Consider the following 16299-nt stretch of genomic DNA (forward strand, 5'->3'; position numbering starts at 1 on the left):
GAGTTTGCAGCCTTATATCACTAAAGGACCAGGACCTTTCATCAAGCGCCTCACTAGTGGAAATTACGGACTCGACCGGATTATAGCACGCAAATTTTGGATCTGACAAAATATTGAGTGACACATGCAGCTCTCAGACTAGCGTCTGAGACGGAACCATTCAGTCACTACTCCCCGAATCCCCTCCTAAATCCATACGATTGTCCTGGCGATGGCTGACAGCCAAGTCCGTGCCAAACCCATCACGATCATTTCTGTCCGTATTGCCATAACTGGAATGCCCTAACAGCAAACTGAAAGGCCAGGGAAACAGTCTTTTAGGTATCGCTTCAGGAGAATGCTGGTTTACCAGCATCAAAATAAAAACCGCACCTAAGAATGGGAGTAACAGAATCACACTGATCTGAGCTTTCTTTTGAAAGGAATCAAGTGAATGGTCACGAACAACTGAAATAATGCCGGCAGCGCTAGACCAGAGCCAGAGAATCAATAAAGCGATGGCCGCCAGGCCTATTGAGCTTTCCATATACATACTCCATCTACAACCTCATTGCCGATATTAACACAAATCAATTAACGGCATTATTTGGAATCCTGAGCGCCGTATCTGGAACAATCATTGCCATTCTGCCGGCGCAAGACTGCGCCGGCAGCTCAACAAACTACACCTCCATGATTTGCCGATTACCAACTCCCGGCAAAACTTTCAGGGACTTGCCAAAGACATCGAGCACATTGAAATCCTGGCTCTTCACCGTGTCAACCAGAATCCACTGGGACACCGCCTCTTCGGGTGTAAAGGTGACGGTCATGTAACCTCGGTACTGGGTATTCGCCCATTTCAGGTCAGGAATAAATTCCACAGCCCCTGCGGCCACCAGGTTAGGATCCTGCCCGACCAGATAGGACTCCAGACCCGGAGATGTCACGCCAGGTGTCGCGAACTCCACACCGACAGATTCACCGGTAAGCGTTTTGAGATTACTTGCCCAGGCATTATGGGTATCTCCGGCGAGAACAATGAGATTCTTATTCAGCAAACGGGAAGTCTCCAGCACTGTTTCGCGCTCAACCGGATAGCCATCCCAGGCATCCAGGTTATAGGGAACTGAAGGTGCCTGCAGAATTGCCCATTGTTCAGGTGTCACTTGATCAGGGTTCGTCTGGGCCAGCTGGACCAGTTGAATATAATCAGCAAATCCGATCTGGAAGGTGGTCAGAGGAATCGGCAGATTCATCCTGCCCATTAATATCTGCTGGCCGAGAACCTGCCAGGTAGCCCCGGATGTCGCCATGCTGTTTTGCAACCAGGCTTTTTGCTCATCGCCCAGAAGCGCCCTGCCTGGGTTGGATAAGTCCGCCAGAAAGCGGTCACTGTCGAAACCACCGGTGGGAGTCATATAGTCGGCATAATCGAGCTGTTTATCCCTGGCTAATACCCGGGTTTCCAGCATATACAAACTGACAAGATCGCCCACTTCGAATGACCGGTAAATATCGTCATTATCTTCTCCATGACGCTCCCGGATCGGCATCCATTCAAAGTAGGCCTTTATCGCATTGGCCTTGCGGAGAAAATAATCCCCCTCCCCGTCATTATGGTTTTCAGCACCGGCTTTCCAGGCGTCATTGGCGATCTCATGGTCATCCCACACAGTAATGAACGGAAGCTTTGCATGAAGTGCCTGCAAATCCGGATCAGTATGATATTGCGCATATCGGGTCCGGTAATCCTGCAGAGTCAATAATTCGGTTTCCGGTGCCGGCACTCGTCCAAGTGCTTCGGCATCTTCGGTAGCGTATTCGCCCATACCGTATTCATAGAAATAGTCTCCGATATGCATTACCGCATCGAGGTCGTCCTGCCCGGCAGCATGCTTGTAGACATTGAAATATCCGGCGGGATAATTGGAACAGGAAAACACAGCCACTTTGAAGCGATCGACACTGCCCTGAGGAAGGGTCCGGGTTTCGCCGATTGGTGAGCTGTCCATACTGGTACGAAAACGGTAGTAGTATTTCGTCCCCGGAATTAGACCTTTCACATCCACTTTTACCGTGTAATCACGAAAATCGTCTGTGATGTAGATCCCTCTCTGAACCACATCCTGACATCCCGGATCTGTCGCCACTTCCCATTCTACAGGCAGCTTGCCACTCCCCTGCGGAGTTACCCGGGTCCAGATGATGACACCGTCCTGTAAAGGATCACCGCTGGCGATCCCATGAACAAACTCCCCCGTTGCGCAACCGCTCAGCATACCCGTGGTAACAGCAACACCAGACACCAGCAGCGACGACTTCATAAAAGCACGTCTGTTTATTTTTATCGTCATTTTATTGGACTCCCTAGTCTCTTTGAGGTCACTGACTTATATCAGCGCCCTGTGAATACTAGATGACGTCCGGCCACCGTGATTGAACAACGTTCACAAAACAGGCAAGCGATAATCATTGAGTACTCACCATTGTTCAGTCGATATCGAAATCATAAACAGAGAGGCATCAATCCAGTTTCCTGTGCACTGGTGTCTATACAACTAATGGCCCTGATCACAGTTTTTCTCCATTCAACATGGCTATAATGATGTTGATAACAAATAAAAATAATAAATAAAGAAAATAACTCTATATAACTTAAGACTACACTCATCATCACGGAAAGAGCCCAAATATGAAGCGAGTCAATATTCTGGACGCTGCCTGGCTGGCAGTGGAATCAGATGATACGCCGATGCATGTCGGTAATTTGCATATCTATTCTCTGCCGGAGGGTGCACCGGACACTTTTCTGCGCGATCTGGTACAGAGAATGAAAGAAACCAACGAAGTGGTTCCTCCCTGGAATCTGAAACTCGCCTACCCCGGGCCGATAGGCAGAACCGTCGCTCCTTCCTGGAAAATCGACAAAGATATCGACCTGGATTATCACGTCAGGCATTCCGCCCTGCCGAACCCGGGCGGAGAAAGAGAACTCGGGATACTGGTCTCCAGGCTTCATTCCAATCACCTGGACTTCAAGCGTCCACTTTGGGAGTGCCATATTATTGAAGGCTTGGAGAATAACCGCTTTGCCATGTACACAAAGATGCATCATTCCCTGATAGATGGCATCAGTGGCGTGCGCCTGACTCAGAAAATTCTCTCAAAAAATCCCAATGCCAAAAACATGCTGGCCCCCTGGTCTATCGGTCCGAAGCGCAAACCACATGGATTGGCAGAAGACCATGTACCCACGGTTCAGGGTGCGGCTCTGCAGGCAATCGGCGCATTGCGTCAACAAGCTTCAACACTTCCGAAATTGCTTGGAGCTCTCGGGCGCATGACCTATTCTGCCAGCCATGACGACAGTCATCTGGCCGCCCCCTTCGTAGGCCCACAATCGATATTAAACAAAAGAGTCACAGCCCAGCGCAGATTCGCCACGCAGCAATATCAGTTGGACCGACTAAAAACCCTCGCCCATGAGGTGGATGCCTCCCTGAACGATATCGTGCTGTATCTGTGTGGAACGGCTCTGAGACGATTTCTGCTGGAGCGTGACAGCCTTCCAGAGCATGCGTTAACAGCCGGAATTCCGGTAAATATTCGCCCAGCTGACGACGACGGCACCGGCACGGCAATCAGTTTTATGATTGCCAGCCTTGCGACCGACGTTGCCGGTCCCAGAGAACGTCTGCAAACCATTATGGATTCCACCCGCACAGCCAAAGAGCATCTGCAAAGTCTGCCTCGCAGTGCGCTGAACCAGTACACCATGTTGCTGATGTCACCCTACATCCTGCAACTGATGACCGGTCTGGGTGGCAGAATGCGCCCGGCGTTCAACATTACTATCTCCAATGTTCCCGGGCCTGAGGAAAGCCTCTACTTTGAAGGGGCCAAGCTTGAGGCCATGTATCCGGTGTCACTCATTGCCCACGGTGGTGCGCTCAACATTACCTGCCTGAGTTATGCCGGGTCACTGAATTTCGGTTATACGGGCTGCCGCGATACTTTGCCAAGCATGCAACGTCTTGCGGTATATACCGGTGAGGCTCTTGAAGAGCTGGAAAAACTGGTCAAACCAGCAAAACCCAAGTCCCCAAGAACCACGAGAGCAAGAAAAACCACAAAGCCCAAGAGAACCAGCAAGGCTGCAACAGCCTGACAGGCCATTCTGACTGTACTTGGAGCTCAGGCCCTACCTGGAAGCTCTGGCTGTACCTGAAAAAAGTATTCAAAGCTTCGGGTACAGCCACTTAATTCTTTAATCCGTCGTACACTCCCACGCAGAAAGCCCCATTACCTCATCTTCAGGAAACAGAATGATTGCGGACGATTGACAGAAATCAGGCGCATTCCATCCCGCTTCGGGGTACACTTGCAATCTGTATCGGCACAAAGACGCGAAGCGCCCAAAAGACAAAATGAATCAGAACGACCTGAATAATATACTCGGACTGAACTGCGAAGAGAGGTTCGATTACTTCCTGATGGATGTTGTGGAAAGCAAAGATATCTGGATTCTTGTTAACGAAGACGACTGTTTTCTGAAGCTCTACTCAGAAGAAGAGGATCTTGAATATCTTCCTGTTTGGCCCAGCAAAGACTTTGCCAGCCATTATGCCTCGGAAACGGACAAAGCGCTTTCTCCCAAAAGCATCTCACTGCCTCATTTCCTGAACAAATGGATACCAGGCCTGAAGCGAGACGAGCTCTTTATCAGCGTCTTTCCGACAGCGACCGACACTTCCATATGGATGATGTCTCCCGACGAACTCAATGAAGAATTAAAAAACGAGTTGTCGAATATGGGGTGACTTTCATCCCATTACCTTTAATTGAAAGCAACGCCTGCAGCCCCTGAATGGGGCTTTGTGCCAGCTTTATTTGCCCCCTTGGCGACGACGCAGGCTATCTACCTTTCTATCCCCAATCTCTATTCCCTGACACTTCCTATTCCCTGACACTTCCTATTCCCTGACACTCGCTAACCCTAACTCTTCCCTGGCAATTCGTTGTGCTTATGGCTCCAACGACATATGGAGTTCCGAGAAGAAATATGGAAGAGTGTCAACGGACAAATGAAACAAGAAATCAACCAAGGCACTGCCAGTTCAGTCCTACCAGGAGCAAACACAATGAGAAAAGTTCTTGCCGCACTCCTATTGCTTCAACTCGCCCTTTCCGTCAACGCAGCTGATGGGTTGATCAACGTTCCCAGCAACTTCAATGTCACAGAAACTGCCGACCGGCTGGAAAAGGTGCTTGGAGAAAAAGGCATGACCGTGTTCAATCGCATCAGACATTCGGAGGCCGCCACCAAGGTGGATATTGAATTAAGACCCACTGAACTGGTGATTTTCGGGAACCCCAAAGTAGGCAGCCTCCTGATGAAGTGCCAGCAAAGTGTCGCGATAGATCTGCCTCAGAAAGCTCTGATCTGGGAAGATGAAGCCTCCAAAGTATGGATATCCTATAACGATCCCAAGTATCTACATCAGCGACACGATCTCAGCGGCTGTGAAAAAGTCATGACCAAAATTGAAAAGGCACTATCAGGAATCACCAATGCAGCAGCCGGACAATAAAATCCAGTGTGAATTCCCCTGATTACTGGTACTTACGATGAATACGGTCGTAAGTACCATCTTCCTTCATGCCGTTAAGTTCCCGGTCAAATATTTTCAAATAGTGTTGATGTCCCGGCCAGGCTTTACTGAAACACACATGAAAATTATCGATACTTTTATCCTCAAGTTCCAGATACCGGATCTTTTCAGAGATCCCCATACTCTTGGCAATATACTGCGTACTTTCTTTAGCCGTATAAAAAACATCGGCTCTCGAACGGATGAGAAACAATAATGCCTGTTCATCGGATGTCAGGATGGCATGGGGAGCACCGATTTCTTTGAGCTCATTCTGATAGGCGTATCCGTTGAGCCCGATACCGTATAATTTAGTAGACTCCGCTAATGTTTTTGGAACAAAGCCGTCATAGTCCGCCCTAACGGCAAGAACAGGAGTCAAAGTGCTGATCGGATCAGAAAACGCACACATATCGCGTCTCTCTGGTGCATCCGTCACAGAAAACCCGGCTATTGAGTCTCCAGTCCTTAATTGCCTCACCGCCCTTTTCCATGGAATAAACAGAATTTCGGCATGAATATCCGCCCGCCGAAATGCTTCCTGAATCACTTCAACATCATAGCCAGGTAGACCATCTTCTGGATTTTCTATTTCATAGGGCGGGTAATTCGTCGTCACCAGGGTTATTCGATTTTCAGCCAAAGAACTAGCATAAGCCACTTGGATAGTTCCGATAATACAAAGCAACTGAAGTAGTTTTTTCACCGCATGCCTGTTCATAGTATGACATCTCTATGCGATAAAGAGCCGTGGGTCGTATCAACAAGTGTAGTCTGCTTTATTGTTTTTCCTATCCTCCCCGCTTTACCACTTCCCCCTAAGATGCCAGAAAAACTGAGCTAATTCGCTCATCGTCAAATACCTACCCGGCCATTGGTTGTGACTGCGTTTGCAAATATTGAGTCGCACCAACTGGGCTTTTAAACTCATGCACTCATTTAACGCATCCTCTGTTTATTATCTTTTAACTCAGGAAAATGCATGCCATTCACACCAATTCACATGGGACCGGGAATCCTGATCAAATCCCTATTGCAGGGAGCTTTCAGCCTGATGGTGTTCGGCTGGACCCAAATCGTCATGGATATCCAGCCACTGATCGTCTTACTGACCGGTGAAGGGCACCTGCACGGCTTTACCCACACCTATATTGGAGCGACACTAATTGCTCTGGTAGCAGCCCTCAGCGGCAAATATTTATCTGAGCTGGGACTGAAGTTTCTGGGCGTGGCCGAAAACGGTTCTTCTGTCAGAATTTCATGGTGGGTGACATTTACCAGTGCCTTTATCGGCAGCTTCACTCATGTATTGCTGGACAGTATCATGCACGGAGATCTTGCCCCTTTTTACCCGTTTACAGACAACAACGGTTTCCTGGGTGTGATCACAGTCGCAACACTGCACAAGATCTGCCTGTACAGTGGCGTGTTAGGAGGAGTCATTTATCTCCTGCTCAATAAGAAAATGTTTTCCTGAAAGCCGAGGCTATTACCGTGCCCAACCCGGTTACAATATGCAGAAAAGTCCTGTTTGGAGATTGCGATCCAGAAGGTATTGTCTACACCCCGAGATTCACCTATTTCGCTTTAGAAGCCATCCATGAAGCATTGGGTGAATGGCTTGAAGGCCCGGGTCTTAGAAATCTGATGAGGTTCGGTATATTACCACCTGCCAGAGCCTTAACCCTGGAATTCCTGCACCCTGTCACCTGGGATGACGAGCTGGCAATAGAAGTCCGCGTAGCAGAGCTGGGCGAAAGCTCAATTACCTTCTCAGTGGTTGGTAGACTTCCCCTGAACATTGACGCTTTCACGGCGACAATCACACAAGTATGCATCTCACCTGAAACCAAAAAGCCGGTACCTGTTCCTGATGGATTAAGGCTCGCTCTGGGGTAATCAGAATGGACAAAGACTCGCTGCTCAGGTACACCCGACAAAACCTGGCCTCCTGGGACGAAGCGGCGCCATTGCACGCCAGAATCAATCGACACCTGCTTCAGGAGGTTCAAAATGCACACTATTCAAATCTGGATACGCACCTGACCAGGTTATTGCTGGAAACGATCGATATTAAGGGGAAGTCCTGCATCCAGATCTGCTGTAATAATGGTATCGATCTGATTTCACTTAAGAAAAAAGGGGCTGGGTACTGTCTTGGCATTGATGGATCGCAACAGTTTATTGACAAGGCCCAGACTTTATCCGCCGCAGCCAATCTCAAAGCCATAGAGTTTCAATGCCACAACATCTATGAATTGCCAGAGACATTCCTCTGCCAGTTCGATATTGCCCTGATTACCGTCGGTGTTTTGAACTGGATGCCTGACTTACCGCATTTTATGAAAAACTGTGCCTCTGTCCTCAAAAAAGGTGGGCAGCTTGTTGTGGAAGAAATTCACCCGATCTTATCCATGTATGTGGAAGACGAAACGTCTTATATCGGCGCTTCCTACTTTGACAAAAAGCCCTTTGAAGACGAAAACGGCCTGGACTACTTCAACCACGTTAAATACAAGGCCAAAAAGAACTACTGGTTTCATCACACCATGAGCGACATTCTGATGGCAGCCATAAATGTCGGATTACATCTGACATATATTGAAGAGCTTCCAGAAAATATCGGAAATTACTGCGCAGACCTTGAACATACCGAACACAACCCACCATTAGGATTCGTCGCCAACTGGAGCAAGTTAGGGAGTCTGTAAACCGGTCACTTCGTTCTCTCCCCCCAACATCCTCTGATTTAAAATTCCCGAGAGCCCTCTTGATCAGATAAAGACCTTAAACTGCGACCTATTTCAGGTCTCTGAGCCAGCATTCAGAGTGTACGTCACACTAGTGTCATTCGTCCTTTTTAGTGTACAGCCAGACAACGGTTCCAAAGCAGGCACTCCACCGTATTTAACGCGGGTACCTGCTGATACAGACAATTGCCACAAATATCACGAAAACGACAAGGACTACTTTATGAGACGGAATGCGCTCCTCATTTCTTTTCCCAGGCTACATTCTTTACCCGGAATTACTTTACCCGTACCTGCTTTTCCTGCACTTACTTTTCACGCATTGCTTGCGCTGGGCTTAACCCTGTCAGGATGTGACAACAGCAATTCCCCTAACGATACAAGGAGTGGCGTAGATTCTGACTCAAACCAAATACTTTCCACCCGACTTTCAACCGCAAACAGTTATGAGGATCTGGCAGATGCAGCGATCTGGGAACACCCTACAGATTCTTCTCGAAACCTGCTGATCGGCACCCTTGAGGGCGATGGACTTGCCGTCTTTGATCATCAGGGTATTCGACTATGGCAGGATGAGCGTCGAGTAACTCTCGGCGCTGATATCCGCTATGGCGTCAGTGATGAGTTGGGCAATGCTATCGATTTGCTGGCGGTGACCATTCCTGATGAAGAAGCCTTCGCTTTTTACACCGTGAATGACGATCCGGAAAATCCCCTCACAGACCTCGGCACCTTGGATATTGAGCTGGAGCCAGCAGGTGTGTGCCTTTACAAAAATGTGACGACCGATGAACTGACCATCAGCGGGTTTTCCGAAGATGGCGAGATTATTCAATACAAACTGCGCTATGACGGCAGCAATATCATCAGTGCCATCGACGACGGAATGGGAGTACCTGTCCCAGTACGTCGCTTTACCGTGGGCGGAGAAATCAGTGCCTGCATAACGGACGATGAAAATGGTATCTTGTTTATCGCCGAACAGGATCTGGGGGTTTGGGCTTACGGGGCCGACGCTGAAAACATCAAAACGCGACAACTGGTCGATGCCATCGCTCCGCTGGGAAAACTGGAAGAAATCGAAGGACTTGACCTGATATACGCTCAGAACGGTAAGGGCTATCTGGTCGTCGCGGACGAGGGCGCTGGTTTCCTTCTGTATCGTCGTGATGGTGACTACGCCTATGAAACAAAGCTCAGCATCAAGGATTTTGCAGAAGCCAAAATCCTTGCCATATCCACGGAATCTCTTTGGTTGGGTAACACCGGCAAAGATGATCCCGTGTACGAAAAGCTGATGATGTCTGATCTGGCTAAATTCTTGTCTTCCAGGCAGATCTCCCTGAATCAACCTATCTCCCACCGGGATCTGGAAGTGCAGAACGTCCAGCTTGTGGCAGCCAAAGGCGAAATAGCTGAAGTGAATGATGACGGTGACGCGGCTGATGACCCAGCCATCTGGCTGCACCCGAACGACGCCACCAAGAGCCTGCTGATAGCCACCAACAAACAAGGCGGTTTAATAGCCTACGATTTGTCCGGCAACGAGTTACAGTACCTGGAAGGTGGAGAACCCAATAACATTGACCTGCGCCGGGAAGTCAGAGACTGGAATAATACGGTCTTCTCATTGGCCGCCGCCTCAAATCGCGAACTGAACACCCTTGCCCTGTATCGTATAGTCGAAGCCACCGATACTCAGCTCCCCATCCAACCCTTGGCGGCAGTTGGAGACGACGTTCACGCAGAACAAGCCCAACTGATCTCGAATGTGGACGAGGTCTATGGTCTTTGTATGTACCAATCAGTAGACGGCACGCCTTATGTCTTTGTGAATGGCAAGAATGGTGAGATTGAACAATGGCGACTGACGCCGACGGAAGAAGGTATTGAAGGACGCATTGTGCGCCACCTGAAAGTGGACACACAACCCGAGGGATGCGTGGCAGATGACACTACAGGAAAACTTTATGTAGGCGAAGAAGACATCGGCATCTGGATATTCAACGCAGATGAGTCTGCCGATACCACCGCCACGCTATTTGCCTCCACTGATGGGGACCGATTGGTCGCCGATGTGGAAGGGTTGACAATCTTTGATAATGGCTCAGAAAAGTATCTGATTGCCTCCAGCCAGGGCAACAATACTTATGTGGTTTACAATCTGCTGGATGACAACGGCTATGTTGGCACTTTCGCCATTATCGGTGACGACAGTATTGGTGTTGACGGAGCCAGCGATAGTGACGGGATCGATGTGATATCGGCAGCTCTGGGACCTGACTACCCGGAGGGTCTTTTCATCGCGCAGGACTGGTATAACGTTGACAGCCACTATGGGCTTGAAAACCAAAACTTCAAAATGGTGAGTTGGCAGAATATTGCCAAGTCCCTGATCAGGTAACCTCTTGGTTTCTCCGTTATTAACCCGCCATCCGCCCATGTTTCCACCAAAATGATGGGCTTTCTTTACCGGCTGTGCCCACTCAGGGAACAGCCGCCCCTCATATTCTACGGTAGGGTCTGCTCACAGGAAATTGATGACATCTGTTGCGACTAAAAAATACGCCTATCGATTTAGAGTAAACAGACCCAGTGAACTTTATGAACAAAAAGCTCTTTTAAAACAAAATACCCCTTATTTGATTATTCCTACAATCTCCTATTGCCTGGCCTAAGCTCATATATTACGGCCGGTAGACCTTTTGGGGCATTGTCTAAGAGGCATATACGGTAAACAAGCATTCCAGTCCAACAAGAAAGAAGTGGAATAACCATGCGAAAATTCACCGCCTGCATACTCCGTCTAGTCTTCATTCTTTTCTCATTTCACAGCCCACTCAGCCAGGCTGCGTCCTTATCAGATCTGAATATCCTCATTCCTGCCGGACAAGGCGGCGGATGGGACACTACCGCCAGAGAAGCCGGAAATACTCTCCAGCAACTCAACCTGGTGGAAACCGCCAACTACACCAATCTCTCAGGTAATGGTGGAGGCCGGGCGCTCAGTGAAATTATTAACAACACCCTTTATCGGGATCATCTGATGGTGCAATCACTGCCGCTGATCATGCGTAATATCAGCGGCCAGTACGATCACTCTTTTCGGGATATTCTTCCGGTCGCTATTATGATTGCCGAATACCAGGTAGTCGTGGTGACTAAAGACTCTCCTTTCCAGAACATGAATGATCTGCTTGCCGCCATCAAAGAACACGGCAAGAAAAAGCCCCTCGTCGGCGGTTCTGCAAAAGGCAGCCTTGATCACATCACTGCTCTCGCAGTATTGGAGGCGGCTGACATTCCTTCCTCAAAGCTTCGCTACTCTCCCAGCAATGGCGGCGGCGATGCCATACGCAAGTTTTCCGTGGGCTATGCTCTGGCGATGGTCACCGGGCTCGGCGAGGTGATAGACCAGGTCAAGAGCGGCGAGTTCAGGATACTGGGCATCACCAGCGAGCAACGTATCGAGGGCCTGAATGCCCCTACCATGAAAGAACAGGGCATTAACGTCATTCTGGCCAATTGGCGCGGATTCTTCGCTTCCAGAAAAGTTAATGCTGAACTTCTCAACACCTATAAAGGTCTTCTTGCCGACATGAACCTGTCACAGGAATGGAAACAGACCCGCCAAAAATATGGTTGGGAACCCTTTTACATTACCAGTGACAACGCTGAAGCCTTCCTGCAAACCCAGGAAAGAACCATCAGCAAATTTGTCAAAAATATTGATTAATTTTTTAGTGCCGGTGGCAGTTGAGCAAGTGGTAACTAACGATGAACGTAATCTACAAGTGGCTTTCTCTGACCCGTGTTGTCGTCCGGATTATGGTTCTGGCAACTTTTTCAATCATTGTATTTGGTTTGGCGCTTTTCTTTACTCTGACGGCGGTTACTGACGTTAAATCAGAGAGTCTGGAACAGCTGGCCAAAGCCGAACATCAGAAGGAACTGATCCAGCAACAGGCAGAACTCATTCATAATCAGGCCGACACCCAAGCCTTGTTACAGCAGCTCCAGCAGATACAAAAATCCTATTCAGACATGGTATTTTGGTATTTCGATGGCTCCGTGTCCCTGTTTCCCGACTCTGTCAACCGTGCCAATGAATCTGCAGAAACTCTCGCCGCCAGCCTGGAAACATTGAATCAGGACAGTGCCCTCAGCCCGGAAGTCAGCAATATCAGAGAACGATTGACCAGCTATCGTCAGTTCATGGACCAGGCCATTCAATACTACATGGTGGGTAAAAACAATCTAGGAGGATCGGAAATCTCCGAGGCCAAAATCGAAATTGAGAGCATGAATGAAAGCCTCCTGCAGATCGGACTCATGCTACAGGATAAGCTGAACACCTCCAACGCGCTGATTCAGGATTCGCTCAAACAAACCCAGGCAGGCAGTGAAGACGTTGCCAACTCCAGTCAACAGAACACTGCCAGAATCGAAGATATCCAGGGGATGATCCTGGCCATACTAGGCATATGTGTTCCTGTCACGATTGTTGTGGCTCTGCTCATTGTATTTTCTATAACGAAGCCACTGCACGGCCTGAGAAACAAACTGGCCCTAATTGATCGTCAACAGGACCTCACTCAACCACTGGAGGTTGAGTACAAAGGCCGCAACGAAGTGAATGAGATGGCTGATGCCACAAGAAATGTCATCACTCATATTCGAGAGACCCTAGTCGCGGTGGGAGATGTTGCCGCTCAATTAATTGAGAAATCCGGCAATGGGCTACACCTCAGCCAGCAGACCCATGAGTCTTGCATGGAGCAACAGCGCCTCACAGAAACCATTGCGGCAGCAGCCACTGAGCTTGGAGCCAGTTCTGAAGATATTTCCAATACTGCCAAATCCGGCCTTGAACTGGTGGAGTTGCTGGATCAGAAAACCAACAGCGGCCGTCAGGACGTCAATAACACCGCCTCCGCAATACAACAACTGGCTGAGCGCTTTGAAGAAGCTGAGTCCGTTGTCAATCAGTTGGCGGAGCAAAGTCTTTCCATTGGTGGCGTACTGGATGTTATAAACAGTATTGCCGAGCAAACCAACCTTCTGGCCTTGAATGCAGCCATTGAGGCCGCCCGAGCGGGTGATCAGGGACGTGGATTTGCCGTGGTGGCAGATGAAGTCAGGACCCTGGCCGTGAGAACTGCCGAATCCACCCAGGAGATCCAGAACATGGTCAATCTGCTGCAAAAGCTGGCCAATGATGCCATCAAAGCGCTGGAGGAAAATCGTAGCCAGATGGAAAGTGGCGTAACACTCTCAAAACAGGCCAGCCAGTCACTGGAAGAGATTATTCAGGATCTGGCACATCTGGTGGAACGCAATCAAACCATTGCTTCTATCACTCAGGAGCAACAACAGGCCGTTGGCGGCGTTGACCTGGAAATAAATAAAATAAATGAATTATCTATCGGGGTTAAGGACTTTGCAGCCAATTCGGCTGAGGTTTCCCAGTTGATCAGCAGTCTGTCAGAAGATCTGCAAACCCAACTGGCACATTTCACTTACCGATAGCGAAGCACAGCAATGATATGAATATCATCGTGACAGGCCTGAGGGAGAAATCCCGCCAGGCCACAACTCCTTCAAAGGGAGCATTGTCGGGGATTTCCAGATATCTGATGATTCTGATATTTGGTCTGTTTGCACTGCATGCACATGCAGGCAAGATTGGCTTTATTCATTTCCTTATTCCCAGTGGCGAAGGTGGCGGCTGGGATACCACTGCCAGAGAGGTTGGTAAGGTACTTCTGTCTTCCCGCTTAATTGATCAGGCGTCTTATCAGAATCTGGTGGGTGCTGGGGGCGGGAGAGCCATCATAGACATGGTGGAAAACGCCGAACAATACCAGGATACCTTGATGGTCCAGTCCACCCCCCTGCTCCTGCGCAAATTAACGGGAACCATCAAGTACGGATTTAGAGATATTCATCCGGTCAGCATCATGATTACAGAATATCAAGCCATAGCAGTTCCGTCGGCCTCCAATTTCCACACCGCCAGTGAGCTGCTTTCATCACTCAGGGAAGCACCGGTCACACACCCCATTATCGGCGGCTCCTCCTACGGCAGCCTCGACCATATTTCCATTGAGCTGATCGCCAGGTCAGCCGGACTTCCCCCCGGCAACATCCGCTACGTTTCAGCCGATGGAGGTGGAGAAGCGATGCACCTTCTTGAGCAGGGATACGGAACTGCACTGATCGGGGGGGGTGGCGAAATGGTCCAGGCATACAGAGAAGGGAAAGTCAGAATACTGGGCATAACCAGCCCGACACGTCTGCCGGAATTGCCGGAGATCGCCACGTTCAACGAGCAGGGGTTCGACGTTGAGCTCGCGAACTGGCGTGGATTCTTTACCAGTCCGACAGTCCCCTCAGAAAAGCTTATACAGATGAAACAGCTCCTCAAGCAGCTTAACCAACACCATTGCTGGGCAGACATCAGGAAAAAGCATTACTGGTCAGAAAATTTCCTGCAGGGATCAAAAATGGTCTCGTTTCTTGAGAAACAGGAACGACAATTGAAGTTGGCTCTGGGCCAGCTTCGACTTTAATCCGGACGGAGTGGGTCTGGTTGGATACCACCCCGCTCTCTTTCCCAGCAGACTCAAAACTTCCCAGGTGGAGTAATAAGCTCCTGACCACGTACAGACTCGCCGATATGGTCTAGAAAACGGCGTATCCGCATCACATTTCTCAAATCCGGATGAGTTAAGATCCAAAGATCTGTTTCCAATTCCGGGACAGGATCACCCAGCCGCCGCAAACCAGCATCATTTTCAGCCAGATAACAAGGCAATACCGCCAGCCCAGCACCTTCCCGAGCAGCCCACAACATTGCCAGCAAACTATCCACTCGATAACGGCAACGATCATGGTACGAATGATCCTCCATCCATTTTTCCAGAGCCGGATAGCCCATATGACTATCCGGCCCGATCCATTGCAATCGACTTATCTCCTGGTCATCCGTCTTGTCCGGGACCAGGTCCACAGACCCGTATATCGCCATGGTTATTCGTCCGAGAAGTCGCCCGACTAAATGATCAGGCGGTGATATGGAGGGCCTTACAGCGACATCCGCGTCTCGTTTGGACAAGTTGAAGACCCTATTGGAAACCACCACCTCAAGACATATTTCAGGGTTATGGGCACCAAATTGATGAAAAATGGGGGATAGCATTCCGGATAACAGTGTATCTGTCGTTGTGACGCGGATAGTACCGGACAACTTCAGATCACGACCCATGACCCTTCGTTCGGCCCCAAGTATCTCCAACTCCACCCGCTCAGCTGTCTGCGCCAGATCCTCTCCTGCCAGGGTCGGCTCATACCCGCTTCTGTGTCGCTCAAATAAGGATGCACCTATTCGGGATTCTATACCCTGCAACCGACGAAAGACCGTCGCGTGGCTGACTTCTAACACTCTGGCAGCACCAGAAAGTGAACCCGATTTGTAGATCGCGAGAATCACCCTCAGGTCCTCCCAGCGAAGATCACTGTTCATTTTTGCAAACTCAACTTTCATTTTTATCCAATTACCTTTCATTTATGAAATAGTTAGGATGGCTCTGTCAAATAAATACGCATAAAGATTCCCGCATGAAGGAAGTCTTAAAGCCAAATTGAGAACTAAGGAGAGTCTGAATAACCCCAAGGTTCTGAGGTAATTCAAACTCTCGACGATATATGGCCGAATATTCAGAGTGTTTTTCCGGCCATTTTGGATCTTCCCCCCCTGTGGGGCGTCATCTGGGCTCACTGCCCCTATACCTGCAGCTCTTTCCTTGCCATCAGCAGATTGCTGAAGGCCGCCAACAGATAGAGCCGGCTCTTGTTCTTGGCCAAGCCTCGATAGCGGACTTTGTCGTAACCAAACACCTGCTTGATGTATCTGA

14 protein-coding genes are annotated in these 16299 nt (G+C 49.2%); 10 read left to right on the forward strand and 4 right to left on the reverse strand.

The genetic code is table 11. The features are described from left to right. Window positions 1-160: 160 nt before the first annotated feature. Both F566_RS0117430 and F566_RS0117435 read right to left on the reverse strand, forming a co-directional pair. Window positions 161-526 (reverse strand): hypothetical protein, encoded by a 366-nt coding sequence (locus tag F566_RS0117430; protein WP_020408303.1) that lies wholly within the window; start codon window positions 524-526, stop codon window positions 161-163. Between the two features lie 136 nt (window positions 527-662). Beyond that, on the reverse strand, window positions 663-2336 hold the full coding sequence (locus tag F566_RS0117435; RefSeq protein WP_026180094.1) for an alkaline phosphatase D family protein: 1674 nt from the start codon (window positions 2334-2336) through the stop codon (window positions 663-665). A gap of 338 nt (window positions 2337-2674) precedes the next feature. On the opposite strand from F566_RS0117435, the gene F566_RS0117440 reads away from it, so the two are divergent. The 3 genes from F566_RS0117440 (at window position 2675) to F566_RS0117450 (ending at window position 5573) form a co-directional block, all read left to right on the forward strand. After that, a complete protein-coding gene (locus tag F566_RS0117440) occupies window positions 2675-4150 on the forward strand; it encodes a WS/DGAT/MGAT family O-acyltransferase (protein ID WP_020408305.1) in 1476 nt (491 codons plus the stop codon). Between the two features lie 259 nt (window positions 4151-4409). Continuing rightward, the gene (locus tag F566_RS0117445; protein WP_020408306.1) at window positions 4410-4802 is read left to right on the forward strand and encodes a DUF2750 domain-containing protein; all 393 of its coding nucleotides are present in this window, start codon (window positions 4410-4412) and stop codon (window positions 4800-4802) included. Window positions 4803-5123: 321 nt separating this feature from the next. Next, the gene (locus F566_RS0117450; RefSeq protein ID WP_020408307.1) at window positions 5124-5573 is read left to right on the forward strand and encodes a DUF302 domain-containing protein; all 450 of its coding nucleotides are present in this window, start codon (window positions 5124-5126) and stop codon (window positions 5571-5573) included. 22 nt (window positions 5574-5595) lie between these two features. Here F566_RS0117450 and F566_RS0117455 read toward each other — a convergent pair whose 3' ends face one another. Continuing rightward, window positions 5596-6354 (reverse strand): substrate-binding periplasmic protein, encoded by a 759-nt coding sequence (locus F566_RS0117455; protein ID WP_020408308.1) that lies wholly within the window; start codon window positions 6352-6354, stop codon window positions 5596-5598. Window positions 6355-6615: 261 nt separating this feature from the next. Here F566_RS0117455 and F566_RS0117460 point away from each other — a divergent pair, with 261 nt between their 5' ends. The 7 genes from F566_RS0117460 (at window position 6616) to F566_RS0117490 (ending at window position 14955) form a co-directional block, all read left to right on the forward strand. Beyond that, window positions 6616-7110: a metal-dependent hydrolase gene (locus tag F566_RS0117460; RefSeq protein ID WP_020408309.1), complete on the forward strand. Its 495-nt coding sequence runs from the start codon at window positions 6616-6618 to the stop codon at window positions 7108-7110. Between the two features lie 17 nt (window positions 7111-7127). Then, window positions 7128-7532, forward strand: coding sequence for an acyl-CoA thioesterase (locus tag F566_RS0117465; protein WP_020408310.1), 405 nt, complete (start codon window positions 7128-7130; stop codon window positions 7530-7532). Between the two features lie 5 nt (window positions 7533-7537). Then, on the forward strand, window positions 7538-8344 hold the full coding sequence (locus F566_RS0117470) for a class I SAM-dependent methyltransferase (RefSeq protein ID WP_020408311.1): 807 nt from the start codon (window positions 7538-7540) through the stop codon (window positions 8342-8344). Window positions 8345-8606: 262 nt separating this feature from the next. After that, window positions 8607-10787 (forward strand): phytase, encoded by a 2181-nt coding sequence (locus tag F566_RS0117475; RefSeq protein ID WP_020408312.1) that lies wholly within the window; start codon window positions 8607-8609, stop codon window positions 10785-10787. Between the two features lie 372 nt (window positions 10788-11159). Beyond that, on the forward strand, window positions 11160-12119 hold the full coding sequence (locus tag F566_RS0117480) for a tripartite tricarboxylate transporter substrate binding protein (RefSeq protein WP_020408313.1): 960 nt from the start codon (window positions 11160-11162) through the stop codon (window positions 12117-12119). A gap of 41 nt (window positions 12120-12160) precedes the next feature. After that, window positions 12161-13912, forward strand: a complete 1752-nt coding sequence (locus F566_RS0117485) for a methyl-accepting chemotaxis protein (protein ID WP_020408314.1) — start codon at window positions 12161-12163, stop codon at window positions 13910-13912. Window positions 13913-13929: 17 nt separating this feature from the next. Further along, window positions 13930-14955 carry a tripartite tricarboxylate transporter substrate-binding protein gene (locus F566_RS0117490; RefSeq protein WP_020408315.1) on the forward strand — a complete coding sequence of 342 codons (1026 nt, stop codon included), beginning with the start codon at window positions 13930-13932 and terminating at the stop codon, window positions 14953-14955. Between the two features lie 53 nt (window positions 14956-15008). Here F566_RS0117490 and F566_RS0117495 read toward each other — a convergent pair whose 3' ends face one another. Further along, the gene (locus tag F566_RS0117495; RefSeq protein WP_020408316.1) at window positions 15009-15929 is read right to left on the reverse strand and encodes a LysR family transcriptional regulator; all 921 of its coding nucleotides are present in this window, start codon (window positions 15927-15929) and stop codon (window positions 15009-15011) included. Between the last annotated feature and the right edge of the window lie 370 nt (window positions 15930-16299).

Origin of the sequence: Hahella ganghwensis DSM 17046 (assembly GCF_000376785.1) — a bacterium.
Classification (GTDB): Bacteria; Pseudomonadota; Gammaproteobacteria; order Pseudomonadales; family Oleiphilaceae; genus Hahella; species Hahella ganghwensis.

Coding starts and splice junctions, on each gene's coding strand:
- F566_RS0117470 (WP_020408311.1), top strand. CDS start 7,538: ATGGACAAAGACTCGCTGCTCAGGTACACCCGACAAAACCTGGCCTCC.
- F566_RS0117440 (WP_020408305.1), top strand. CDS start 2,675: ATGAAGCGAGTCAATATTCTGGACGCTGCCTGGCTGGCAGTGGAATCA.
- F566_RS0117430 (WP_020408303.1), bottom strand. CDS start 526: ATGGAAAGCTCAATAGGCCTGGCGGCCATCGCTTTATTGATTCTCTGG.
- F566_RS0117480 (WP_020408313.1), top strand. CDS start 11,160: ATGCGAAAATTCACCGCCTGCATACTCCGTCTAGTCTTCATTCTTTTC.
- F566_RS0117485 (WP_020408314.1), top strand. CDS start 12,161: ATGAACGTAATCTACAAGTGGCTTTCTCTGACCCGTGTTGTCGTCCGG.
- F566_RS0117490 (WP_020408315.1), top strand. CDS start 13,930: ATGAATATCATCGTGACAGGCCTGAGGGAGAAATCCCGCCAGGCCACA.
- F566_RS0117450 (WP_020408307.1), top strand. CDS start 5,124: ATGAGAAAAGTTCTTGCCGCACTCCTATTGCTTCAACTCGCCCTTTCC.
- F566_RS0117495 (WP_020408316.1), bottom strand. CDS start 15,929: ATGAAAGTTGAGTTTGCAAAAATGAACAGTGATCTTCGCTGGGAGGAC.
- F566_RS0117445 (WP_020408306.1), top strand. CDS start 4,410: ATGAATCAGAACGACCTGAATAATATACTCGGACTGAACTGCGAAGAG.
- F566_RS0117435 (WP_026180094.1), bottom strand. CDS start 2,336: ATGACGATAAAAATAAACAGACGTGCTTTTATGAAGTCGTCGCTGCTG.
- F566_RS0117455 (WP_020408308.1), bottom strand. CDS start 6,354: ATGAACAGGCATGCGGTGAAAAAACTACTTCAGTTGCTTTGTATTATC.
- F566_RS0117460 (WP_020408309.1), top strand. CDS start 6,616: ATGCCATTCACACCAATTCACATGGGACCGGGAATCCTGATCAAATCC.
- F566_RS0117475 (WP_020408312.1), top strand. CDS start 8,607: ATGAGACGGAATGCGCTCCTCATTTCTTTTCCCAGGCTACATTCTTTA.